This window comes from Pedobacter sp. MR2016-24, from assembly GCF_026239655.1.
In the GTDB taxonomy this organism is placed as follows: Bacteria; Bacteroidota; Bacteroidia; order Sphingobacteriales; family Sphingobacteriaceae; genus Pedobacter.
Genome location: NZ_JAPIVO010000002.1, coordinates 185,718 through 208,956, shown reverse-complemented (window position 1 = coordinate 208,956; position 23,239 = coordinate 185,718). Strand labels below are relative to the sequence as shown.

Genomic DNA, 23,239 nt, shown 5'->3' with positions numbered 1-23,239 from the left:
CGATTTTTGAAACATAGAGATAGGATGATAAAATAAAAGGTATAATCCCTAAATATAACTATCGTAGAACTATTTTTAAGGTGTCCTTCAGTTTTCTCGATATTTTCAATAATAGGTTTAGTGATTTACGTCTATTATAAGAATGGTTCCAAATCTCTTTAATATTATCTAAACCAAAGGCAGATGTAAATGATTCTCATATCTATACGAAATTTTATTATCTACTAGCAAACAGCGAGGTCAAAACACAAATTAGTGCTCATTTGATCGTAACCACTTAATATGTTTTGCAATGCCATCAAGATCAGGGTATACCGTACCAGGATGTATTCCAAATCGGTTTAAAGTTGTTTTAATTTGGTTTCTAAGGCTTTTGTGAATTTGTATTTTTTTTAAATCGGCAGGTTCCCACGGCTCATATGGAGAATTGTGAATTGTAAATAGTCCACCCTGTGCTATTATTCTTTGATCCCAATGTTTAGGAACATATCGCCTCACATTTTTGATTAAAAACGGATCATAAGTTTCACTTAATGTCACTAATCCGGTGGGCTTGAAAATATAAACACATGAGTAGTCGCTAAGTTTTTGATCATCTTTAGTGAAAACCTCCTCAACTGCAAAATATGTTGCTATTAAAGGGTTTTTCGACCAATCTAATAAGCTAGTTGGCAGACCATGGTGTTGACCTATAGATAGCAATTCGAGATCATCATCTTTATAGTCCCGTATAAATGGATAAGCCCTATGTTTGAAAACATCAAATAATCTTTTCTCTTCCTTAACTGTTAAATTTTGTCCGTTTTTATCTTTTAATCGACCTATTGATGGCGTCAAATTAAAGGTCGAATTGCGGACCCCTCGATAAATTGAATTATCAGTTGTTTCCGTTTGTGTTTTAAGAAAATCGTAAAAGTCATCAATTGTCTTTAATTTCATCATGCTAACCACTCGCTTGTTAAAATCTATATTTACTTTGTATTTGAAAACAGTTTACTAATGGCGACTACTTTGGGGCCTTTCATTTCGATAGTATTCGAGTTCTCCCTTATAAAACATTCACTTCCAACAAAAGAAAGCTCTTGTTGCTTAGGGACTGTTAATCGTATAACACTTAAACCTTTATATTCAACAATATCTAATTGAGACAAGACTTGCGATTTTAAAGGCTCACTCAATTCCGACTTACTAATTGCGTCCAATATTTTATTTACATACTGATCAAACGTATATTGCAATAAAGCAATTTTTTTCATCAACTGCCCATACTAACTTTCTTTGGTATCTCCTATTAACTAGAAATTTATTGTCAGCATAGTTTCGGTAAGCCTCTTGGACACTCATGCCTCTGGGTGTAATACTCATTCGCGTTATATTTATTAGATCCTGTAATATACCATTATTTCAATTAAAGGGACAAATAGTGATAGAAGAAATAATTGGACGCTATCCAGATGTAAAAGGAATTGATTTCAAAACCCAAATGGCATTTGATTTATAGAAAATTTAAATTGTGCTCACCGCCTGCGAACTGAACGAAGGTGTCAAAGGAGAAGTGCGTAAGCACGACTTTGACTATGTTTTTACACAAGTAGCTTGAAGTATGAAAGCTGTGAAGCCTATATTATAATCTTATTACACTGTAGGTAACGTTCGCTTGGATTCAGATCGCACGGATAATAGTTATTTACAACTTATTAACTAGGTCTATTAATGCCTGAATAGTAGCTCTTTTGTGGCTAGACTTAAAGCTTTCAAAATAACTTCCACTTAAAATCGTAAATCTAAGGGGTATAGTGTTAGAATTCATTATTTCCAGTAAAAACACCAGTCTCTCGATAGGTTCTTTAATCTCTTTCTCAAACCCATCTCTAGGCAAAGCTTTACCATCGGCTTCCCATGAATAAAAATATTTGTCATCTGAAAAACTGCCTAAACTTTTAATCATTTCTTCATCTTTCTCCAACTCGAGCTTAATCACCACATGCCCATATCTTTCTGCGGGATCTTTTCTATAAGTGCTCTCAGCTATTATAGGAAGAGCATCTAGATTTAATTTGCTTTTTAACTTACCTTCAATCTCTTTAAACTTATCATAAGGGAATACACTAATTGACGTGGCCATTTTTGAATCTTTAGAACACTAACATACTATTTAATCTGCACATTTATAATTGCTCACTTAAACTTCGCGAATTGAGGTTAAAATGTACGCAGAGGTAATCCGCAGGATGACTGCGTGCTATGTCAAGGACACAAAGCCTAGCTGCAGTTTTAGCCGACGCGTAGGTGAGCATATACTAAAAGATGGCTGAGGCATTTTAAATCAACGTAGTGAAATGGAGGAGATTTGAAGGCGAAGGAAGCTATCACGGAGCGATGCAGTTTGCGTAAAGCATTCATGTATGACAGATATGTTTTGAAACGAAGTGAAGCCAGGATAAACTTATCCTAGCTGAACGAGGTCATATCTGGCATTCTTAATGCAACGCTTACGAATGCGCAGTACCTTATTTACTGCACTGGCTTTAATCATACCACAGGTCCGCTGATAGAACGAACTGCCCGTACTATCCATAATGAAAAGCACAGCAATTCTATACAACCAGCGCTTAAAGACTAAAACTCCCCATACCTCCATCTAAGCCGCTAATGGAGCATGGGGAGTCTTTAGGATGAATAGTTAATAGGTTAATTATAAATGAGAACTGTCCGCAATTTGATGATAGATGGCACAGGAAGGTTATTCTTATACTGGCCTTATTAATTCAAACCCTTGTATACCTGAAGCTACCATCTGTGGAAAAAACTGATATCGGAAGAATGGTTCGCTTTTAAGTACAATAATCAAATGATAAGAGATAGTATTGATCATTCAATTGCACAACATAATCGCTCTGCCCATACTTCTCAAATATTAATTGGTACACATCAAATTGTTTAGTGGCAAATAATGACCATATGGAGAATAATACTCTATTCCTTATTATTTCTAACTTGTCAGAGTCAAAACTTAACTTAGAATCTTCAAACGGATGACCTATCTGTTTGAGAATTTCCTTTAATACCTCAAATCCGTTTGTCTGATCTGACAATAGCTTCTTCGTAAAATGTTGAGGTTCACCATTAATCACTCTGAAAAAATCAACATTATTGTCAAAATATCCAAAAGTATAGATCCATGTCATATAACGCTCCACAAGGTTGTCATAATCACACGCCAATCGCAGATAATTGCAGACTAATCCTACTTTATATTCGCTATCAAAGGCATTTTTATAGTTCAATGGAACTGTTGGTAAATTGAATCTTGAAAGACCTTTTGCAAACTGCGTTGTAATCCAAATCTCGTCCCACTCATCTAGTATATCACAATCATAAAGTAGCATATAATTCTCTGAAAGCCATTCTTCTGGCAGTAATACTTCATCATGTACATTTATCCAGAAGTCAGGTTGTTCATAATCTGTTATTTCAACCCATTTTTTTGGCAGGAGTTTAACATAATTTGATTCGTCAAGCACATAGTAGGAGCCGTAAGTGATACCAAGTATTTGGCATTCTATCGCCAATGTGGTTTCATTCGAAGGGATAGGTTTAGGGGATAATTTTCTAATAATACCTTTCATAAGTTACCTGATCTAGTCGATCATCGTTATCCCAAAATTAAACAAAAAGAGCCACATTTCTGTGACTCTAATCTTGGTGTGCAATAATTTCAGCTTTTATATCTCAATATGTTTTTAATAGTTTTACTGGCATTGATATGTAAAAGAAATAGTATTTACTCCGTTATAATAACCTGCTGGAGATTCGCTCTTAATGTTTAATGAGATCACTTTACCATCTTGATCCTTCTTATAAACGTAAGTCTCCTTGAATTTTTGGATAGTACCACCTCTGGTAATTTGTTTAGAAATATCTTTCACCAAATTTTTAGAACTTTTCCCTGTGAACGTTGCAGTGAGACTAGAAAATGTATGCTGATTGAAAAGTAAATTGCTATATAATGCATTTTCATATCCGAGTAAGTTTTGGTACGGTTCATTATCATAATAAGTGATATCTGTAGTTTCAGTACCATCAGTAATCACTTTAACCAGATTACCATTGCTGTATGATAATACAAATTCTGGCGTAGTACTGCCCTTTCTAATCTTTTCTATAAGGTAACCATCAGCATTATATTTATAAATGTCAAAATCGTCAGAGATTATTCTTCCTGATGCATCAACATTGAATGACTGGTTTTCAGCACCTTTGGCATCTATAAAGTTAACCTTTCCCGTTTCATAATTGAATGATCCAGTGCCAAATCCATAAAGATTAGTAACCTTTGATACTTTACCATTTCCATCATACGTATATGTGGATGCAGGATCATCACCTTCTTTTACTGATACAATTTTACAGGCATTTGTTGGCTCTACTGTATCGTTACCATTTTTCTTGCACGCACTAAATAATAGTACAGCCAATAGTATTAACATGTTTACTTTTTTCATTCGTTTAGGATCTTTTTTTAAGGATTTTGAGATAGTGAGTTTAGCCTCTCGTTATTATGTTTTTTCTGTGCTGGAGTTGAAGTGTATTAATGTTACTTATGTTGCATTCCACTAAATTACATGTAAGCCAAATCTTTTATTACGGGAAACCATAATGGTACACTTGCTATATACAATGGAAGGATTTATGTCAATTAGTGGGATGATTGGTATAATAATGACATCATACTATTTTATGTTTTTATGCCATTTATTCAAAATTGATTGACCTTTACGAGCCAGTGCCTCCTCATCACAAAATTCATATCGATAATTTACAGTTTCATCCCAATGCTTTGTCGCAATAAATTCAGCCATAGCACATGTATCTCCACCGGAAAATATAAAATATGCCATCGATTGGATCGCAACTCCAAAATCACCTTGACTTGGTTCAGTTCTCTGTTGGATTGACAAACTGTTTAACTGAGCTATTTTGCTTGAATTTTGAACTTTAAATTCTATTGTATTGAATTTTGCTTGACCGTGCCGATAGATGTATTTGGTTTTATAACCTAAGTATAATTTTTCAAATGAATTATTCATATCGATGCATTATAAATGCTGTTTCCTAATTTCAATAGTGATTTAACGTAGCTTAGGAAAAGTGTAATAAATATTTTTACGTATTTCACCGACAAAGTCTCCGATGAAATGGTTTGCAGCTGGGATTATTGCGATCTTCCCATCGATATTCACAGTGGCAACACTATCCTGATATTGATCAGATAGGTTCTTGAATTCTAGTATCGTATCTTCAAGTTTTAAAATCATTTTACCGATCACTGGATCTAAGCCAGTACCGTATTTGTCAATACGAGCTGATATTTCTAATATGATCTTGTAGACATTTTGAAAGGCATTATCGACTTGCTGCTGCTTTGCACTTTTTGATATTGACATTGGATATTATTTTTATACCGGTAGTTCCAATCCGGTGATTAACGACGAAAGCGTGGAACTGTAGCCAATCCATGCTTGAGGCCCTGAGAAGCCCACACAACAGACTGGAACAGTCCACGCTTTCGCATGGACGTTCGCACATCTGTTCTCGTTGTGTAGAAGTTTCTCAGGTTTCAAGCACAAGAACAATAGCTAACGCTAGTATCTTGGAAATAGATTGTATATTCTTATTTAATCTGCTGGTTTCATTCTCCTGCTTTATTTATCGTAAAGATATAAAGAAGAATGAAACCATATGCAAATCAATAATGTATTTTATGCAGGAACTTTCTCTTCCGTATGCACCGTAATATAATCGTGTTCTTGACTGAACAATCTATTTATAAAGAATGGCTGAATATCTGTAGCACAATGGTCGATTCTTATACAGTTTTCAATATTTGTACCTCCAACAGTGGAATTAGTAGTATTAAATACTATTCTAAGCATCCTGTTGAATAGTTTGTCTCCAAATCTGGTTAGAGAGTCTTCATCATAGCTTACGTAAATCATCAGATATCCGAATCTATTGCGAGTTAAAGTGAAGTTATGGAATGAACTTAACCATTCATTTATAAGATTGGTTGGTTTACCAGAGTTTAAGTGATCAACAGTTACAGACATCCGATATTTTAGGCTGTCAAATGCTGTTAATAATTCTCTGGTTTGTTTTACAATGCTGAAGTATGCTTCTTCAACTGCAATGTTTCTCTGGTCTAAGTTCTTTTCTAGAACGATTTCGGTGTTTTCTGTTAAAACTGTCATTTGATCTGTGTTTGAAAGGATTTGGCTTGGATTAATTGTTTTTGATTGGTTTTGTGAATTGAAATTTGATTGTACTTGTGCTTTTTTGGCCATACGGATGCAATACCCTGTTAATCCAGAGCGTGATTTTAAAAGTGTTTAAGTGATTATTTATTGATTTGCAATGCAGGATTGGTACTGGTAGGATTGTTTAAATAGAGTTGCTTATTTCCGATGGGCGGAATTTGTCGTACAGGTCTATGATATTTGGAAATACAGATTCCGATTATAGCTGCGTTACTTTTAGAAAAGAAAGACTGCGATATTGGTACAGTTGAAGTGCGGTAAACAGAACTGGTTTCTTGTATATTATTTCATTTCCCCTAAATCAAAGTCGGGGGGATTGATGTTTATAGGCTTGGTGGGCGGGATATTTGAATTTTTAAAAAATTATAAAAAAAAAGTTCTTCTTTTTAAGGAAGAACTTTCAGACACTAAATTATAAGGGGTTAAATACAATTAATTACTGTCTGATCTTTTTTCTATTGAATTTCGCCCGGATGACTTTATAACCTTTTTTATCGGGAGAAGATTTTAAAGTTGTTCTAGGCCCTAAATCAAAATATTCTTGTAACAGTTTGATTGTCGGTCTAAGGTTCAAATCATTCTTATTAATCCCGGTCTCAAGCATCGATTTATATATGTCAGTTGTAGCTTCAAAATCATCGGGAAACATTTCATCTAAGTCATAAATAAAGCTAAAATTAGATTTGTTCTCTTTAATTCTTTTAGCATTGGTAGCAGCAATGATCTTCTTACTTGAGTATGCTATTTTTAATAATTCCTCTTCCCCCAAAATGAAGTAAGCATCATAAATATCGGGGTAGCATTTCTGTATTTCTTTTAGAATTATATCACGGTTGTCAATCAAATACGACGCTGGCGATTCTTTTGCCTTTCTAATCGTATTAACTATGCTAATCACTAAATCTTTCATCGTGATACCGTTTCGCGCAACTTTATAATCAGCGTCGGGGATTTGATAAAATTCTGAATTGATGTTCGGTTTGAAGTAATTGTTATTGTAAGCATTTTTAAAGTTCTCCACTGATTGGAATATCATCCTTACACTTTGATCATAAAGAAAATGATCCACCATAAAGTGGTTTTTAGATCCGTCTTCATTAATAAATTTGGAGTAGGTTACCAAGTTTAATGCTTCGTCCAATGTTTGAATCGCACCTTCATCATTAGTAGATTGTCGAAGGAGCTTTATATCGTTATAACTTTGCTCACAGCCGTCGAGAAACTTAAGCATTGCTCTCGGTTTTTTGCACTAAGCGAATCAGAGAAATTTGATATCGCATATATTTTTTTTACACCGTTTCGGAACCGACCTACAATTTGGATTGCTTCTGATCTGGGATCTATCATAGTGTGATCAGCAAAATGTAGATTTGTTGCCAGAACAACAATGGGCTGCACGTCCATCATAATATCAACAGCGGAATTAAATCTGCTGGTAAATCCGTTTAAAATTCCAAAGCTACTGGTGATTTGTTCGTCACAATTGTAACCTTTAGATCGCAATGGATACATCTTTTCCCTAGAACAGAATATCTGGCTTTCTTCCTTTATCTGAAGATCTTCAATTAGAGAAGTAATTCCCCGAATGGAATTTAAGAAAATACAAAAGGTCTCATTCGGATTTGCTTCTATTAGATTTTTGAGACTTAAGGAGACATTATTACTGGGTATTAACTCGATTTCCTTTCTGTAATCATATGTAGGATCTATTAATACTTTTTTAAAATTATGCTCAATAAATCTTGGATCTGTTGGTAATACTGCCGTAGCTGAAATGAATGCTTTCTGATCAAATTTAAAGAAGTCATTAAGTGGTAATAGTATTTTTTCACGGAAAGCAACATCTTTCATAGTGCGGTCACACTCATCAAAAAGTAAGAAGTATTGCTTATAGATATCTAAATTAAGGATCTCAGCTGCTTTCATTACCTTGTAAAATGATTCCGGAGTAACCATAATTTTTTTATAGATAATTTTATCATTACTCATATAATTCACAATATCATCAATGTAAATACCTTCGTAAATGCCAAAGAAGCCTTTTGTTCTTTTGCCCCTGATCACTGGTACATTAGCTTCTATTATTACTGAGTTACGCATTGCTGCTAGTTCCATTGACGTCGCACGTATTCCAGGAAGTATCTTAAAATAAATACTATCTGAAAGCAGCGCATCCATGATATCGGCCATATACTGGCCTTCTTTTAGTTTGATTGTAATTTCTTTCATTTAATAATGGTTTATAAGCTTTGAAAAGATTAATAAGTATCATGGAGGGCTTTGCACTCCATGATACTTCTATTGAGGTCTAGCCCCGTTTTGCTTCTTCGTATAACCCCTGCATGCTTATGTTAATGGAATAAGCGCCAAATAGATATCCCGAGATTAATTTACTTAAACCGTCAAAATATGGAACTCTTAAGGTAGTTCCCCCTTTATCCCCATACTTCTTAATCCAGTAACACTCTTTTCCATCTGAATCTGTCATGGGAAAATCGGTTGTATTAAATTTACCACCATCAGTCATGATCGACAGCAAGGCGAAAATGGACTTAATTTCATGTTTGGATGAAGTCCTAATAACATTTAGAAAATCCTTTTTAAAACCGATACCTTCATCTAAATTGTCCCTAAAAAAGGAGATATCATCTATGACTGTTTTAAACTGTTCATTCTGCGTCTTAACTTCTTCTTTGGTTTTAACATTCTCTGAGACAATCATATTTAACATGTCGTCGTTATCTTTTATAGTCATATTTTATTGTTTTGTAGGCATAGGAATGCCAGCACGATTTTATCGTGTTCTTTTTTTATTAATTAAAAATTTGATTTAGGGAGTCTGCAGCCTCCTTTGATACGATAGATGGTAGTTTATTGAACTATGAATTTACAAAATTCATCAAAGTCAATATCAAAACTTGATTTTATCTGCTTCCGTTAAAAGTAATAAATCATTTAAACCAGAAAAGCTAGGTACACAAAACAGTTTTTCCTTTCCTTTTCCTAATTGGAAGAACCAATGAAATAATTGTCCATCCGCACTAGGCTTATTTGTTGCTGCTGTTACATAGCCTTCACTAGACTTCAGTATATCAAATAAAACCTTAATTGTATACCGTCTGGTAATATCATAGGAAAGGAATTGATCTCTCAAATGTTCTTTACATACTATGCCGATTTCTGTATCCAAATCCAGAAATACATTTGAAGCATTAATTGTGTGATTGTGCCCCTCTGTGAGATGTTTAGTCAAATTGGCTGAAAGTCGTTGACCGGGCAACGATACCTCTTTTTTTTCAATATTCATGATACGATTGTATTTGTGTTTGCTACTAAGACCATCTTTTCGCTTCACAAATAGACAAAAAATCACTTCGAACCGTTCTCAACTATTTTTGGTAAATAAAGTTCGAAAGTTTGATTAGAGATAATTGCAGTTTTATAAAGACCTAATCTCTTCTTTGCAGTAGTAGATAAATCTTTATACTTTTTTATCAAATGATTTATCATCGCTGAATTGTAATTTGTATAGTTACGCCCGAATTCTTTGACCTCTATGCCGCCCATCATTCCTGACTTCACAAATGGCTGATTTGTGCATAAATTATATACAAGGTATATTACTCTAGCTTCCTCAGATGTTGGATAATCTTTTAATGTATTAGCAGATTTGTGATATTGAAATACTTTGTTATCCCTTAAATATTTAAGTGCTTTATTCAAAAAGTGCTCTTCAAAGGAACTATCTGGATTATTCAATATTAATCGTTTTAATCGTTCTCTAGTCTCAGAAAGATCATTTAGCGTAATTGTCTCTTCCGTTACTTCTCTGTTTAAAATATGGGAAATAAGCTCATCGTAGTCTTCACAAAGGTAGCTGATGTAAGGTTTTAGCATTGCGAATAGAAAGGCTTTAGATAAGCGCCGACCTGCAGCGACTTTTACAGGCTGTTTGGGTCCTTTGTCAATTAATGTCAATTCTAATGTAGAGAGCGTAGCAGAATCAGCGAAACCACTCATGATTAATATATTCTCAAGTTCATCAGGAAATATGCTGCTTTTACGATGTTGTTCGATTAGTATCTCTTTATCAGTTTTGATTAGTTGAGTGCCTAAATACAAAAGATTGTTGAGATGGGTTGTGTCCTGTAGTTGCTTTTTTATCAACCTCATCTGATGATTAATATTTTGCCAGTCTGTTTCAGATCTATAATTGAGTGGAAACGTAAACTTCATTCTGGTGATATCCTCTGCTAATTCTTCGAGGGTATTAGCTTCAAAAGCTGCAATAGTGTGATGAGAACGTAAAGATTTAAGATTGACGAGCAAATCCAAATCATCAATATTGTTACCGTGCTTAAATTGATAATCTGTTATATCTATTGGATCAAACATTCAGCTAATATCTAATAAAATATTTTACTTATAAAAAAAGCAGAACAGGTTTTTAATCCATTCTGCTTTACTTGTTATTATTTTAAACTGTCTTTCTCTCCTTCAATTCATATGGCTTAACGGCTCTATTAGATTGTAAATAAATCTCTGTAGTAGCTATACTGCTATGATTTGCTCTTTCTTTTATCACATAATGATCAATACCGTCATCAAACTGATTTGTAATTGAAGTGTGCTTTTGCTCATAAAGGGTGATATTAACAAATTGCGGGTATTGCTGTCTAAATCTTCTCATTAGTGTGCCTAATTCCTTATATGAATGTGGCTTTCCAAATTTTAATATATTATGTCCTCCGAACAAGTACATTTCATCTGATAAAGATATTCCCTTATTTAATGTGTTGTTGCAGATGATAGTAATTAATTCGTTTACCTTCTCAGACATAAGGACTGTTCTGATAGAATCGTTCTTTTTATTTAAGATTGAAATATGTCCCCGTTCTAGACTTATATCTTTTAAACGAATAAGCACTTGTTCAGACAAGCGTATATTGTTTTCATAAAGTAATAAACCACAGAGATAAAGTCTTGTATATGTATACTTCTCCTTATTCTCCAGAATGTCGTAAAACTCAGCAAATAAATCCTGTGGTATGATCTTAAATCTCTTATTCTGCTTAGCCTCACTAAGTTTATTGAGCTTTCTTAAGTGATTTTTAATTGGAAGCTCTAGGTAGTCAATTAACCATCCGTAATATTGGGTTATATATTGAAAATGCTGATTGACAGACGTGGCTTGTAATTTCTTTTGATTTTTGCTATTCTTACTGTTAAGAACATCAATCCTGTAATTGATCCAGAAATCCGAGCTTAAATCAATAAGCTTAAAATTTTTGTAATTTTCTGTTTTAAAAAGACAAAGTAACTTTCGATGATGTTGTCAATAGTTTATCAAGGTTCTTTTTTCAACTGTTCCCTCTAGCATCTGCTTACATTTGAATTCGTAAAAACTTTCAATCGTGGCGTGAATGCCAGTCCTCATTGATATAACTGAAGTCGTTGATACCATCTGCAATTCATGAGCTATAATCTCTAAATCCTGCTTAAATAATTCCTTAAGATCAGACTCAATCTGTGCCTGAGTCATTTTAATTGCTGTGTCCAGTGAGTTAAAGAATCAATAGATTTCTTCTTAACAATGCCATTGCCGTAGTACTTTTTTTGTGTGCCAAACTTATAGTCTAAATAATACTTTTGCTCCTTTGATTCTTTATTAGGAACCGACAGGTGAATCTCAGTCCCATTGTAATTTGCTAGCAAGTATTTTTTTGATTTGGTAATTGTCCGATTGATCTTCATTAAGAATTTGTAAACAAATCCCCGAAGTCATCCCCCTAGAACAAGAAATCAGTTTAAAATGGCCTTTATGATACTCTAACGCGAAAACCCGTTCATACAGGTTTATATTTGGTTAGAATAGGGATGTGTCTGGATGGAACAACCCTTTCTTTTTTTTATAGCCTTTTGTAAACTGGAATTCAAGCTCTCAGGAGTGAAGAAAAGTATTTGTGGTTTCAACTCTTCCTGCTACTAAAATGATCCCCTAATAATTAATTTATACATAGCAACTTATGTACCCCGAAGGTGAGCCAAAAATTAAAATCTATAGCACTAGAGCTAACTAGTTTCTAATTGTATTTAAGTTGATCTGGCAACAATTGTTTGGAAATTTCAATATGATCCCAATAAAAAATATTAAATTGAATTGTACTTATCCAAACAGGTGATAGCAGTTTCGCTTGTGGTTCCTCAAAGACAATTCCGCTTTCCATAATCAAGAAGCCTGATTCATTACACTCAATCTATAATTCTAAGTATAGACTACGGTATTATGGTGGTGATGCAGATTAATAGAAAACTCACATTTAACTGATATAACTTCCATTATTTTCCTACCCATGTGTACCCATACTGTAGCTAAACCGTACACTATCCATACCTGATCTGTACTCTCTAAGTATAGATAGGCTATAGTATGGATACGGATAGGGTACACATGGGTAGGAGTATTGTAGAAATAGAACTGGAATAATGTGACTATTTAATACTTTCACATCACCACCGTACCACCATCATATCATCTCTAGCTGTGAAATGTCTGTACTTTGAATTCAGGATTTTCTGGTGTGGTGACTATGCAGATAATCCTGCATTAGTTTAATACTATGCTTATTGAATTTTAACAGATGTAACCAGATCATTTGCATTTGGTGAGAGTGTAGTAAAGTTCGGATGATTACTACTCAGTACCCACGATGTTCCTGTGGAATTATTATCAGCATACATAGTTACAGTCCACCCCTGCGGAATACGGACTGAAGAAGCCCAGTCGTTAATAAACCCGTAGCTTTCTAATTGAGTTAACGTATAGGTTCCTTTTGGAATACCATTGGTAGTTGCACCCCTGTAATTGGCATCCTGATAAAAGTTGACACCAGTTGTCCCTTCACCTCCAGAATTATAAAGCGAATTCGTGTTATAAAGCACATTTGATATACTCGAAAGGTAACTTTCGACATTAGAATTGGGCAGGTTGTAATAAAGATATACCCCATAATTGTTATTTTTCGTCTGAGTAGCCAGATTTGCAGCTATGGTACTACTGGTTGCCTGGATGTCAATTGCCGCGGGTCCAAGATTACTGGCCGTCAGCCCGGGTACATTTGGAACCGAGTAAGTGCCATACATAGCGTTCCAGCTGTAGTCTATTTTTGAACCAACGGTTACTCCATTGAAGGACAGCCTTGATGCCGCAGGACCATAATAATAAAACGTGATCAGCTTTGTTGGCATAAGCTCCCGCAGGGCAGTGACCAGATAAACAAATGAACTGGCGTTAGGTTGCCCGGTGCCGTTAACACCATAGTCCGAATATTCGTCATCAAAATCGATCCCATCCAGCCCATAGGTCGTAACCGCATTGCTGAGTTGCTGAGCAAATGCCTGTGCATCTGCCTGATTAGCTAAGTTAGAAATGCCCATACCCTGGTGATTGCCTAGAACGGAAAGAGTAACCTTAATGCCTTTAGCTTGCAACGGCTCAATGTAGGTTGCCTTATTATTGAGCACATTAGTAACATTTTCATTGAAATATAGTTCCGCCTTTCCCGTGCTTGCGTTACGGTTGATATTAGCGGCAAAAATGATAGCCATATCAAAAAGTCTTTTTCCACCAGCATTGAGTGTATATTTACCCACATTCCTGATGTCCGCGTAATTCACTTCGACGTAACAGACGCCTAAAGGTCCACTTTTAACACTTGGAATTGATATTACAGAGACTGCCCGATTTTGTGGCAATTTCAAATCAGGCAACTCCCGCAGTGGAGTCTCTTTTTTACAGGAAAATAGGGTGAGGCATATGGCAGATACAGCCATAAACCTAAAGGAATGGTTTTGAATCATAAGATTTAATATTTGGTTATTACTGACTTACAATTTAAGAATAATACCTTAAACTGTTGATTACAAACATGCTTTATGCAAAAATGGTGCAATTGGTATTTGTAATCAGAAAGAAAATAAATGGTATAAGCTGATTAGGATCTGAAAGGTAACAGATCCGTATCAACGTTTGGATGACAGCACGGTAAGTCCACCCCAAGTCCACGCCCAGTCCACGCCAAATTTACTAGTTGAAAAATGGGTGGATTTCACTTGGAATTACCGTGCTTTTGACGTGGACTTATCCAAACGTTGATACGACCTGATACAAAGCTGGCAGCACATCACTTACTCTGTAACGAAGCACACCCATCAGTATTAAGAACCACATTATAGGCCATGTATACGCCATATGATGTCATACAGCAGTATTTTGACAGGAGGTGATAAATTTCGTCAATTTGTATCTTATGTTTGTTGACGAAGCAAAAGCTAAATGCAAAAACAGCAGAATTAACCGACTATTCACAATATAAAATTACAAAATGTCAGAAAATTTAAGATCCTTTAATGGTTTAAAAAGATATGTTAGCTTACCACTTTACATTTTGTTCAATGTACTGAATCAGGTCTCTTGCCATTACCTGCTGTTCCGCCACATTGGGGTGTCCTGCAGTGTTTTTAAAAGGGAAGAAATGGGTGTAAATGCTTTCATCTTTCAAAGAAGCAACCGCCTGCTCAATATATCCGGGCCATGGAGATCCCGTCTTAGTTGCATCCATATTCCCCAATGCGCAAATGATCTTTGCATTTTTATATTTGCCTCTTACAGATTTGATAAAATCGCGGTACGCCGCTACGATCTGTTCTGCTGATGGAGCCTGATTGCCAAAACGGGCCTTGAATTCAGGATTGTCTGGTCTGGTGACTATCCACGAATCGTTCTGGAAAAGATTTACGACAACCAGATCCGGTGTGTATCTGGAGAAGTCCCATTTGCTTTTCGCATCCGACGGGTCCAAACGATCGTACATTTCAGGCATGATCAAAGGAAACCAGCTTACTGTTACGCCTATCCCGCTCCTCGCAATACAATAATATTCTGCATCAAAATGACGGGCGGTTGTTGCTGCATAACTTACGTAGTTATTTTCGTAAGGACCTGAACCACGATCCTGACCAGTACTATCTTCAACGGCCATTCCACAGGTAATAGAGTTACCAAAAAACTCTATTTTTCGCTTGCGTGTCGGGGTGGCGGGTAATAACTCAGCCCCCTTGTTCAGTGTAAAATTGTAAAGTAAAGTTTTACCCATTGTCCATTCGGTACGCTTAAATAACTCCAGCACATGTTTTCCGGCTGGTAAGTCTGCAACAAGAATATATTCTCTTTTTCCTTTTCCGGGATTGAACTTTCGGATCACCTTGCCGTCAACAATAATATTATAAAAGTTATCTCCACGTTCATCATTCAAAACTGCTTTTACACCTGTTCCGTTAAAATTAATGCTTACTGTGGTGCCCGACCAAAACATAGCTGCAGCGGTATCCAGTTGCTGCACACGCCCCATATAATGCAGGTGAGTATCATCATTTTTAATAAAAGTCTGTGCAATGGATTGTTCTCCGGAAAGAAGAAGAAGGGCCGCGATTATAATTCTATTCAGCATGGGGATAAAAATACAAAAGAATAATGAATTGATCAGGGAACAACTGGTAAAGCCAAAATAGAACTGGTCCGGCTTAAAAAAACCAACCGGACCAGCTGTTATTTATTTTACAAGATTCTGTTTTACGTAATCGAAACTCTGTTTGATACTCGTGAAAGGATCAATTTTAATCACATCCTGTTCCACAAAAATATGTTTCAGGCCGGATTTTTTCTCTCCTTTAAAAATGTCTTTGAAGTCAATATTTCCGGTACCCACTTCAGCATAACTAATTCCTGTCAACACATCTTTTGAAGGTGCCTTATCAAGTGCGCCACCAGTAATTACTGCCGTATTGTTCTTGTCCATATCTTTCACATGCCACATAGAGAAACGTTTAGGATATTTTTCAAAATAATCTATCGGATTAATGCCCGATTTTTTGATCCAGAATAAATCAAGCTCAAAAGTAACAAGTTCAGGATCTGTTTCATTCAATAAGATATCATAACCTTTACCGCCATCTGCGAGTTGTCTGAATTCCCAGAAGTGATTATGGTAACCTACGGTCAGACCAGCTTTAGCACATAATTCGCCAGCCTTATTTAACTGTGCAGCCATATACTGGAATTCAGCTTTACCCAGTTTATCTAAAAGCATAACGGGTGGAACGGGTACAATGAAGTATTTCTGACCAAGAGCTGCAGCAATATCAATCTGGTATTTCAATGCGCTGTCATCGCCGTTTCCAATTGTCAGAAAATCGTTTAACTGATAATGACCGCTATAGGTTTTCAACTGATTATCTTTTAATAAGCTACTCAGTTCCGGAACAGTAAGTCCCCAGAGTTTAGCTGCTGCATCATTTTTCTGATACCCATAAAAGGTCTCTACATGCTGATAACCTATTCCAGCTACCTTCTGTATCGAAGAATGTACATCCTGATTCAGAACGTCTCTGATGGTGTATAACTGTAAACCGATCTCCCTGACTTTTTTATTCAGGTAAGGCTCAGCTGCCATAGACAGCAACGAGTTGGAAGTAATTAATGCTGTACTGAGTAAAGCAGTCTTTTTTAGAAATGATCTTCTGTCGTCCATTGTATGATGATTAGTTTTTCAATATCGTGATAATATTGATTTAAATACCAATCTTGAGAAGATTAAGCTATATAATGACAAAACGTATCAGCCACAGGTATTATATCTGGGCATCATTAGCGTTTAACCATATTGGCTTGCAGCCAAAGATTGATCACATTGAGCGTGCGCAGAGAGAAATCTGCTCTTATAAATGGATACTCCGCTATCGTGCAGGTCTTGCAAGGCAAAAACAAATGGTTTAATCCGGAAAGCAAGACGGTACGCACCTTCCTGTTCCCACCAAGGGCCGTATATTTCTTCCAGTTATCCAGGTTCTGCTCAGCAGCCACCTCAAGATCTTTATCTCCATGTAAAGCTAATATTGGAACCTGCAGTTTTGCCAGTGTTTTAACGCCGTTGGCGTCTGCCATCGCCACACCGGCGAGACTGATCAGAAATGCGACATCTTTACTTCCTGCTGCTGCAAGAGCAATTACGGCACCGCCTTCCCCGTGCCCCATTAACCCGATCTTATTTTTACTGATACCATTTACACCCTTCAAAAACTGAATTGCAGCTAAAGCGTCATCAGCTAAATTGCGTGTAGTAGCCAGTTCAAGTTCGCCTGTAGTTTTTCCGACTCCACGATCATCCAGTCTCAATACAGCAATTCCATTATTACTCAGATAATCCGCTATTTGTGCAAATAGTGGGTGGCCTGCCATTTTGCCGTCCCGATCCTGTTTTGCGCTATCAGAAACGATGATAACAGCGGGCACATTATTCACATCTCCAGGTAAGGTCAGCGTCCCGGAGTAATTAATTTGACCATCTGCACTTTTAAAGCTTACCTGATGAGCAATATAAGAATTAACAGCTTGTGCCTTTGCAGGCAAAGTCCATATCAATAAAATAGTAGCTATTATTAGAAGATTCTTCAATTACCGGTATTATTTATACTTCATTAATCAGGAATACCGTCATACTTCTCGGGCCATGCGCACCAAGAACAAGCGATTGCTCTATGTCAGCTGTTTTGGAAGGGCCGGCGATAAAAGATCCAAAACCATAATCTGTCCTGCCGATCCGCTCATAAGCGGCATGCATATCAGGAACAAGAATATGACTGTTAACCAGCATTACGATATGCTGGGTAATAAAAGGCAAAGCCCTCACCCCCATTCTGTCTTCAGTAATCCATACGGCTGAATTTTCCGCAATGGCAAGCAAAGGTTCGAAAATTGCGACATCCACATCAGCATAGCTATGCGGATCAGCATTCAGTTCAAAAGCAGGTATTTCTGCTGAAACCAATGACGCTACAGTCGATACAATCCGCTTTTCATCTGCAAAGTCAACATTCATCTGCTCCTGAACCTCTTGCAGAGAGCTGACCAGGTATACTTTGCTCCCTATACCTTCAGCCATGGCCTTAAATTTTTCCGTCAGGCTCAGTTCCTGATCTCTTTCAAAAACCGGGATCGAAGGTAAGGCACTCAGTTCCGGTTGGTTTTGCTGCAAAGCAGCCAGTATTTTATCTCTGCTCATCTTTATTTCTGCTTCACATTTCGTTTATACCACTCGCCGAACGACTCTTCAGGGGCTTCTGGCATATCACGGTGTTTATACCAGGGATTAAACTTATTATTTACGGCAAAAGGCACATGTTTCAAAAACCAGCGCCCCGCTTTACCTGCGGTTCTGTAGATCACCGGCGAAGACAAGGTAAAGGTCATCAGCTGCATGCCAATCTTCTTCGAGGTATCTGCGTATCCTTCTTTAACTATGACCTGCCGCCATTTATAGAGCTGCTGATGAATATCTATTTTAACCGGACATACGTTAGAGCATGATCCGCACAGCGTAGAGGCAAACGGCAGATCCGCATACTTTTTCATATCTAGATTTGGCGCGAGAATAGCTCCGATAGGCCCTGATATGGCATTATGGTAACTATGACCACCACTCCTTCTATATACGGGACAGGTGTTCATACAAGCTCCGCAGCGGATACATTTTAATGAGGCACGGAAATCTGCACGCCCCATCTGGATAGTGCGACCATTGTCTACAATAATAATGTGCATTTCCTGCCCGGGTCTGGGCTTTTTGAAATGACTGGAATAGGTAGTAATCGGCTGTCCGGTTGCACTCCTGGTGAGTAACCTCAGGAATACCCCCAGATGTTTGCGCTCAGGAATGATCTTTTCCATGCCCATACTGGCAATATGCACATCTGCAAGATGCGCGCCCATATCGGCATTCCCTTCGTTTGTACAAACCACAAATTCACCAGTCTCGGCAATGGCGAAGTTTACGCCTGTCAGTGCCGCTTTCCTGGTCAGGAAGGTTTCCCTGAGATGTTGTCTGGCGGCCTCTGTCAGTATCTGCGGATCTGAAGTACCTTCAGGCACACCCAGATGCCGATAAAACAACTCGCCGATTTCTTCTTTCTTTTTGTGGATACAGGGCAATACAATATGGCTTGGCGGCTCTTTGGCCAGCTGCACAATACGTTCCCCAAGGTCAGAATCAATGACATCAATACCATGTTGCTCCAGGTATTCGTTCAGGTGGCATTCCTCGGTCAGCATGGATTTACTTTTAACCATCTGGCCAATGCCGTTTTTCTGGAGGATATCGTGCACAATACGGTTATGCTCCGCCGCATCTGCAGCCCAGTGTACAATAATTCCGTTGGCTAAGGCCTTCTCCTCAAAACTGACCAGGTATTTCCCCAGATCAGACAATACATTATTTTTAATTTGTGATGCAGTCTCCCTGAGCATTTCCCATTCGGGAATACTGTGGGCCGACTTATCTCTTTTCTGCCTGATCCACCATAAGGTTTCATCATGCCAGTCTACCCTTGCTTCATCCTGGTTAAAAGTCTCCGATAATTCGGGATGTGTTTTTATAGCTTCGTCTGTCATCTCGGGTTATTCTGCATTTAATATCTCTGCAATATGCAGCACCTTCACTTTACTGTTCTCTCTTTTTAAAATTCCTTCCATATGCATTAAGCAGGACATGTCAGCACCGGTAATATATTCTGCGCCATGATCAAGATGATCTTTCACACGATCCTTACCCATTTTGGAGGAAACTGCTTCCTCCACTACGCAAAAGGTTCCGCCAAAGCCGCAGCATTCGTCCGTGCGACTCAGTTCGATCAGCTCTAATCCTTTTACTTGTGATAACAATTGCTGGGGCTTGGAAAAATACGGGGCAACGAGCTCAGTCATCTGCGTAAGGAACAAACCACGCTGACCATGGCAGCTTTGATGCAATCCTACTTTATGCGGGAAGCTGGATTGCAGATTTTCTACTTTTAAAATGTCTACCAGAAATTCTACCAGTTCGTAAACCTTAGTCCGCACCACAAGTGCTTTCTGCTCATCCTTGTCTGTATGCAAATGGTCTTTGATATGCAGCACACAGCTTCCAGAAGGGGAAACGATATAGTCGAACTCCGCAAAATTGTCGACAAATAGCTGGTTACAGTCTTTGGTCAGGTGTTCAAAGCCTGAATTCGCCATAGGCTGACCGCAGCAGGTCTGACCACTGGGATAAGTTACATCTACCCCCAGTTTAACGAGCAGCTGATAAGTGGCAATCCCCGCATTGGGATAAAATTGATCTACGTAACATGGAATGAACAATCCGACTTTCATTAGAATTATTTGGTTTTACCCGCAATATCGTTATTCATTGCGTAATATTTTAATTCAATAATATCATTTGGCATTGGCTTCCTGTTCCAGCACCGGTGAATGGCCAGTGCAGTACCAATTGCTGTGGCCTGTGCCATTGACGCGGCGAAAATTTCCATATCTGGAAAAAGCAAGGCCAGCAGGTTCATGTAGATCGCATTTTTACTAAAACCGCCATCTACAAAAATCCTTTTTACCTCGGCATTGATGACCAGTCGGGAAGAAGCCTGTTGCTGAACAGCGATATCGAGCATAAACTGGTGGTAAGCGAGTTTATCAGAGGGAAAAGAAGACAGATCCCGCGCTGCGAAAGCCGATTCTTTACTGGCCGGAGGATTGAGTTCCTTTCTTTCTGCCATCCCCTTCAGCAATATCTCAATAATCCCGGCATCATATTTCATTGTTTTGTACCTGCCCGCACTTTGTTTAAAATGGGCTGCAATACGTTTCACCTGCTGATCGTGTTCATAACCGGCAAAAATACGGGAAGACTTTACAGGCTTGCCTTTGAACTGCATATAACTCAAACAATCCTGTTCCAGCTCATCTACTGTTAGCGGGGAGTGGTTGAAAGGATTCATAGTGATACACCAGGTTCCTGTAGAGATTAACAGGAAAGGGTCATGAAAATTGATCAGATAAGGGATCAGCGCAGCAGAACTGTCATGCAGACCAACTCCTACTTTATACTGATTACCGGGGAATTCTGAAGGAAATACCTGGTCGGCATCCACAATAGGTGCCAGCTTAAGATCCAGGCCTTCCTTTTTTACCCACTGATGGTAGTCATTAGCACTAAAATCCCATAGCTGGGTATGACAGCCTATACTGGTCAGATCTGAATATTCCACACCGGAAACCAGGTAACTGAGGTACTGAGGAAGGTGCAGCGCATATTTAATTTGCTTGTACAGTTCAGGTCGCTCTTTTTTAATCCTGTACAGCTGCATGCCCGAATTCAGGTTACCCAGCACAGGTGATGCCGTAGCGGCAGAGATGGCCTGCTCCCCGCCATAAGTTGCATAGAATTCTTTTTTAAGCTCCTCAGGATAGGCTTTCAAATAATTATATAAGGGTGCCAGTGGTTTCCCATAGGCATCGATATAGACGAAGCTGGCACCATAGGTTGAAAAATTAATGGCTTTGATCTCAAATTCCTTGCGCTTCAGTACTTCGCGCAAAGAATCAAAAATCGAGAGCCGCAAACTTTCCAGGTTCTCACAGGGATCACCATCCTCATCGTAGGTTTCTATGAACCGGGCAGAGCGCTCAAAAACTATTTTATAGTTCTCGTCAAACAGGAAGATCTTTTTGTTGGTCTTCCCGACATCGAAAACTACTATAACCGGCAGCGCACTCATTATAATCCTGTGGCTACGGTTTTCATTCCCCTGTCTGCAATCAGGTTTTCCCTTACTTTCAGCTCACGGTATAAGGCGACAGGTTTTCCAGCACCACCGCTTCTCAGCCTTGCTTCCTGCACAATCGCCCGAACATCTGTCCGGAAGGCATGCTGCAGAATTTCCTGACAGCGGGCCACATCATTTTCCTGCTGTGCGATGGCCAATGCAGCACGGTCTACCAGTAAAGCCTGGGTATAGGAAAGCATAATAGCCTCGACCGACTGCAGCAGATCTTCCAAAGGATCTTTTACATTATGGGAAGCGTCAATCATCCAGCCTAATCCGCTGGCATGGTCTATTCCTTTAGCATCCATTCCTTCAACCAGTTCATTAAAAATAAGGAACAGCTGGTAAGGTTTCATACTTCCGGCAGTTAAATCATCATCGCCATATTTGGAATCGTTGAAATGAAAACCGCCCAGTTTACCTTCCATCAGCAACAGGGAAACAATCTGCTCAATGTTGGCATTCGGTAAGTGATGCCCAAGATCGACCAGCGTATAGGCTTTCGGTCCCAGTTTGTTTGCATACAATAGCGACTGGCCCCAGTCGCCCACCGTAGTAGAGTAAAAGTTAGGTTCAAAAGCTTTGTATTCCACAAATACCTTCCATTGTTCCGGTAATGCAGCATAAATCTCTTCCAGGCTTTCCAGTGTATTCTGGAATGCTTTTCTAAAGTTCAGTTGTCCGGGAAAACAAGAACCATCCGCCAGCCAAACCGTCAGCGCATCAGATCCCAGGGCAACACCCTGACGAATTACTTCAATATTGTGTTCGATTGCCTGCTTGCGCACGGCTTTATCTACATGCTGTAAAGAGCCGAATTTATAACTATGTGCCTGTCCTGCCTGATCCTGAAAGGTATTGGAGTTCATCGCATCAAAACGGAGGTGATGGTGCCCGGCCAGCTTTTTAATCGCATCGTAATCCTGTGGGATATCCCATGGGATGTGGAGTGATACGGCACCGCTGGACTGGTTCAGCTGATGCAGTAATCCGATATCCTGAATTTTCTCTTCCAGGCTACGGGGTTCCCCTCCACCGGAAAAACGACCGAAACGTGTCCCGCCTGTACCTAAAGCCCAGCTGGGGATGGCAATTTGAAATTTTATCAATTTACTGATCACTTCTTCGATCTGCGCATGCTCTGCTGCTGCAAATTCGAATCTGCGTCGATGCTCAGCTTCCAGCTGCTGGTTATGGGCATCTATCTGATATTTCTCTATTTCCATATG

Annotated in this window: 23 protein-coding genes; all 23 read right to left on the bottom strand. The window is 38.2% G+C overall.

All coding sequences use genetic code 11. The features are described from left to right. Window positions 1–252: 252 nt before the first annotated feature. The gene (locus OQX62_RS05010; protein WP_265830314.1) at window positions 253–942 is read right to left on the bottom strand and encodes an FRG domain-containing protein; all 690 of its coding nucleotides are present in this window, start codon (window positions 940–942) and stop codon (window positions 253–255) included. A gap of 29 nt (window positions 943–971) precedes the next feature. Then, window positions 972–1,256 carry a hypothetical protein gene (locus OQX62_RS05005; protein ID WP_265830313.1) on the bottom strand — a complete coding sequence of 95 codons (285 nt, stop codon included), beginning with the start codon at window positions 1,254–1,256 and terminating at the stop codon, window positions 972–974. A 431-nt stretch (window positions 1,257–1,687) separates the two neighbouring features. Then, window positions 1,688–2,125: a hypothetical protein gene (locus tag OQX62_RS05000; RefSeq protein WP_265830312.1), complete on the bottom strand. Its 438-nt coding sequence runs from the start codon at window positions 2,123–2,125 to the stop codon at window positions 1,688–1,690. A 709-nt stretch (window positions 2,126–2,834) separates the two neighbouring features. Then, window positions 2,835–3,629: a hypothetical protein gene (locus OQX62_RS04995; protein WP_265830311.1), complete on the bottom strand. Its 795-nt coding sequence runs from the start codon at window positions 3,627–3,629 to the stop codon at window positions 2,835–2,837. Window positions 3,630–3,752: 123 nt separating this feature from the next. After that, entirely contained in the window at window positions 3,753–4,505 is a 753-nt protein-coding gene (locus tag OQX62_RS04990; protein WP_265830310.1) for a hypothetical protein, read from the bottom strand. A 228-nt stretch (window positions 4,506–4,733) separates the two neighbouring features. Then, on the bottom strand, window positions 4,734–5,090 hold the full coding sequence (locus tag OQX62_RS04985) for a hypothetical protein (protein ID WP_265830309.1): 357 nt from the start codon (window positions 5,088–5,090) through the stop codon (window positions 4,734–4,736). Between the two features lie 42 nt (window positions 5,091–5,132). After that, on the bottom strand, window positions 5,133–5,447 hold the full coding sequence (locus tag OQX62_RS04980; protein ID WP_265830308.1) for a hypothetical protein: 315 nt from the start codon (window positions 5,445–5,447) through the stop codon (window positions 5,133–5,135). Window positions 5,448–5,762: 315 nt separating this feature from the next. After that, window positions 5,763–6,344 (bottom strand): hypothetical protein, encoded by a 582-nt coding sequence (locus OQX62_RS04975; protein ID WP_265830307.1) that lies wholly within the window; start codon window positions 6,342–6,344, stop codon window positions 5,763–5,765. A gap of 409 nt (window positions 6,345–6,753) precedes the next feature. Continuing rightward, complete coding sequence (locus OQX62_RS04970; protein WP_265830306.1) at window positions 6,754–7,548, bottom strand: hypothetical protein; 795 nt, start codon at window positions 7,546–7,548, stop codon at window positions 6,754–6,756. Beyond that, complete coding sequence (locus OQX62_RS04965) at window positions 7,503–8,546, bottom strand: hypothetical protein (RefSeq protein ID WP_265830305.1); 1,044 nt, start codon at window positions 8,544–8,546, stop codon at window positions 7,503–7,505. Before OQX62_RS04965 ends, OQX62_RS04970 begins: the two co-directional genes overlap by 46 nt. Window positions 8,547–8,625: 79 nt before the next feature. Then, window positions 8,626–9,072: a hypothetical protein gene (locus OQX62_RS04960; RefSeq protein ID WP_265830304.1), complete on the bottom strand. Its 447-nt coding sequence runs from the start codon at window positions 9,070–9,072 to the stop codon at window positions 8,626–8,628. A 156-nt stretch (window positions 9,073–9,228) separates the two neighbouring features. Further along, the gene (locus OQX62_RS04955) at window positions 9,229–9,624 is read right to left on the bottom strand and encodes a hypothetical protein (protein WP_265830303.1); all 396 of its coding nucleotides are present in this window, start codon (window positions 9,622–9,624) and stop codon (window positions 9,229–9,231) included. A gap of 62 nt (window positions 9,625–9,686) precedes the next feature. Continuing rightward, window positions 9,687–10,712 carry a hypothetical protein gene (locus OQX62_RS04950; protein WP_265830302.1) on the bottom strand — a complete coding sequence of 342 codons (1,026 nt, stop codon included), beginning with the start codon at window positions 10,710–10,712 and terminating at the stop codon, window positions 9,687–9,689. A gap of 82 nt (window positions 10,713–10,794) precedes the next feature. Further along, window positions 10,795–11,367: a tyrosine-type recombinase/integrase gene (locus OQX62_RS04945; protein WP_322973706.1), complete on the bottom strand. Its 573-nt coding sequence runs from the start codon at window positions 11,365–11,367 to the stop codon at window positions 10,795–10,797. A 1,574-nt stretch (window positions 11,368–12,941) separates the two neighbouring features. Then, complete coding sequence (locus OQX62_RS04940) at window positions 12,942–14,177, bottom strand: endo-beta-N-acetylglucosaminidase H (RefSeq protein WP_265830301.1); 1,236 nt, start codon at window positions 14,175–14,177, stop codon at window positions 12,942–12,944. Between the two features lie 572 nt (window positions 14,178–14,749). After that, window positions 14,750–15,826, bottom strand: coding sequence for an SGNH/GDSL hydrolase family protein (locus OQX62_RS04935; protein ID WP_265830300.1), 1,077 nt, complete (start codon window positions 15,824–15,826; stop codon window positions 14,750–14,752). Window positions 15,827–15,928: 102 nt separating this feature from the next. Further along, the gene (locus tag OQX62_RS04930) at window positions 15,929–16,906 is read right to left on the bottom strand and encodes a sugar phosphate isomerase/epimerase family protein (RefSeq protein ID WP_265830299.1); all 978 of its coding nucleotides are present in this window, start codon (window positions 16,904–16,906) and stop codon (window positions 15,929–15,931) included. A gap of 116 nt (window positions 16,907–17,022) precedes the next feature. Beyond that, entirely contained in the window at window positions 17,023–17,829 is an 807-nt protein-coding gene (locus tag OQX62_RS04925; protein ID WP_265830298.1) for an alpha/beta hydrolase family protein, read from the bottom strand. 13 nt (window positions 17,830–17,842) lie between these two features. After that, window positions 17,843–18,436 (bottom strand): LutC/YkgG family protein, encoded by a 594-nt coding sequence (locus OQX62_RS04920; protein WP_265830297.1) that lies wholly within the window; start codon window positions 18,434–18,436, stop codon window positions 17,843–17,845. A gap of 2 nt (window positions 18,437–18,438) precedes the next feature. After that, window positions 18,439–19,821: a lactate utilization protein B gene (locus OQX62_RS04915; RefSeq protein WP_265830296.1), complete on the bottom strand. Its 1,383-nt coding sequence runs from the start codon at window positions 19,819–19,821 to the stop codon at window positions 18,439–18,441. A gap of 6 nt (window positions 19,822–19,827) precedes the next feature. Further along, complete coding sequence (locus tag OQX62_RS04910) at window positions 19,828–20,562, bottom strand: (Fe-S)-binding protein (RefSeq protein ID WP_265830295.1); 735 nt, start codon at window positions 20,560–20,562, stop codon at window positions 19,828–19,830. Window positions 20,563–20,567: 5 nt separating this feature from the next. Continuing rightward, complete coding sequence (locus OQX62_RS04905) at window positions 20,568–21,962, bottom strand: FGGY-family carbohydrate kinase (RefSeq protein WP_265830294.1); 1,395 nt, start codon at window positions 21,960–21,962, stop codon at window positions 20,568–20,570. Next, window positions 21,962–23,236: a TIM barrel protein gene (locus OQX62_RS04900; protein ID WP_265830293.1), complete on the bottom strand. Its 1,275-nt coding sequence runs from the start codon at window positions 23,234–23,236 to the stop codon at window positions 21,962–21,964. Before OQX62_RS04900 ends, OQX62_RS04905 begins: the two co-directional genes overlap by 1 nt. Window positions 23,237–23,239: the final 3 nt, after the last annotated feature.

Bases quoted from the DNA above. Each gene is read 5' to 3' on its own strand.
- OQX62_RS04975 (WP_265830307.1), bottom strand. From the start codon at position 6,344: ATGGCCAAAAAAGCACAAGTACAATCAAATTTCAATTCACAAAACCAA.
- OQX62_RS04970 (WP_265830306.1), bottom strand. From the start codon at position 7,548: ATGCTTAAGTTTCTCGACGGCTGTGAGCAAAGTTATAACGATATAAAG.
- OQX62_RS04915 (WP_265830296.1), bottom strand. From the start codon at position 19,821: ATGACAGACGAAGCTATAAAAACACATCCCGAATTATCGGAGACTTTT.
- OQX62_RS04995 (WP_265830311.1), bottom strand. From the start codon at position 3,629: ATGAAAGGTATTATTAGAAAATTATCCCCTAAACCTATCCCTTCGAAT.
- OQX62_RS04950 (WP_265830302.1), bottom strand. From the start codon at position 10,712: ATGTTTGATCCAATAGATATAACAGATTATCAATTTAAGCACGGTAAC.
- OQX62_RS04900 (WP_265830293.1), bottom strand. From the start codon at position 23,236: ATGGAAATAGAGAAATATCAGATAGATGCCCATAACCAGCAGCTGGAA.
- OQX62_RS05000 (WP_265830312.1), bottom strand. From the start codon at position 2,125: ATGGCCACGTCAATTAGTGTATTCCCTTATGATAAGTTTAAAGAGATT.
- OQX62_RS04955 (WP_265830303.1), bottom strand. From the start codon at position 9,624: ATGAATATTGAAAAAAAAGAGGTATCGTTGCCCGGTCAACGACTTTCA.
- OQX62_RS04920 (WP_265830297.1), bottom strand. From the start codon at position 18,436: ATGAGCAGAGATAAAATACTGGCTGCTTTGCAGCAAAACCAACCGGAA.
- OQX62_RS04980 (WP_265830308.1), bottom strand. From the start codon at position 5,447: ATGTCAATATCAAAAAGTGCAAAGCAGCAGCAAGTCGATAATGCCTTT.
- OQX62_RS04960 (WP_265830304.1), bottom strand. From the start codon at position 9,072: ATGACTATAAAAGATAACGACGACATGTTAAATATGATTGTCTCAGAG.
- OQX62_RS04965 (WP_265830305.1), bottom strand. From the start codon at position 8,546: ATGAAAGAAATTACAATCAAACTAAAAGAAGGCCAGTATATGGCCGAT.
- OQX62_RS05010 (WP_265830314.1), bottom strand. From the start codon at position 942: ATGATGAAATTAAAGACAATTGATGACTTTTACGATTTTCTTAAAACA.
- OQX62_RS04930 (WP_265830299.1), bottom strand. From the start codon at position 16,906: ATGGACGACAGAAGATCATTTCTAAAAAAGACTGCTTTACTCAGTACA.
- OQX62_RS05005 (WP_265830313.1), bottom strand. From the start codon at position 1,256: ATGAAAAAAATTGCTTTATTGCAATATACGTTTGATCAGTATGTAAAT.
- OQX62_RS04935 (WP_265830300.1), bottom strand. From the start codon at position 15,826: ATGCTGAATAGAATTATAATCGCGGCCCTTCTTCTTCTTTCCGGAGAA.
- OQX62_RS04910 (WP_265830295.1), bottom strand. From the start codon at position 20,562: ATGAAAGTCGGATTGTTCATTCCATGTTACGTAGATCAATTTTATCCC.
- OQX62_RS04905 (WP_265830294.1), bottom strand. From the start codon at position 21,962: ATGAGTGCGCTGCCGGTTATAGTAGTTTTCGATGTCGGGAAGACCAAC.
- OQX62_RS04940 (WP_265830301.1), bottom strand. From the start codon at position 14,177: ATGATTCAAAACCATTCCTTTAGGTTTATGGCTGTATCTGCCATATGC.
- OQX62_RS04990 (WP_265830310.1), bottom strand. From the start codon at position 4,505: ATGAAAAAAGTAAACATGTTAATACTATTGGCTGTACTATTATTTAGT.
- OQX62_RS04985 (WP_265830309.1), bottom strand. From the start codon at position 5,090: ATGAATAATTCATTTGAAAAATTATACTTAGGTTATAAAACCAAATAC.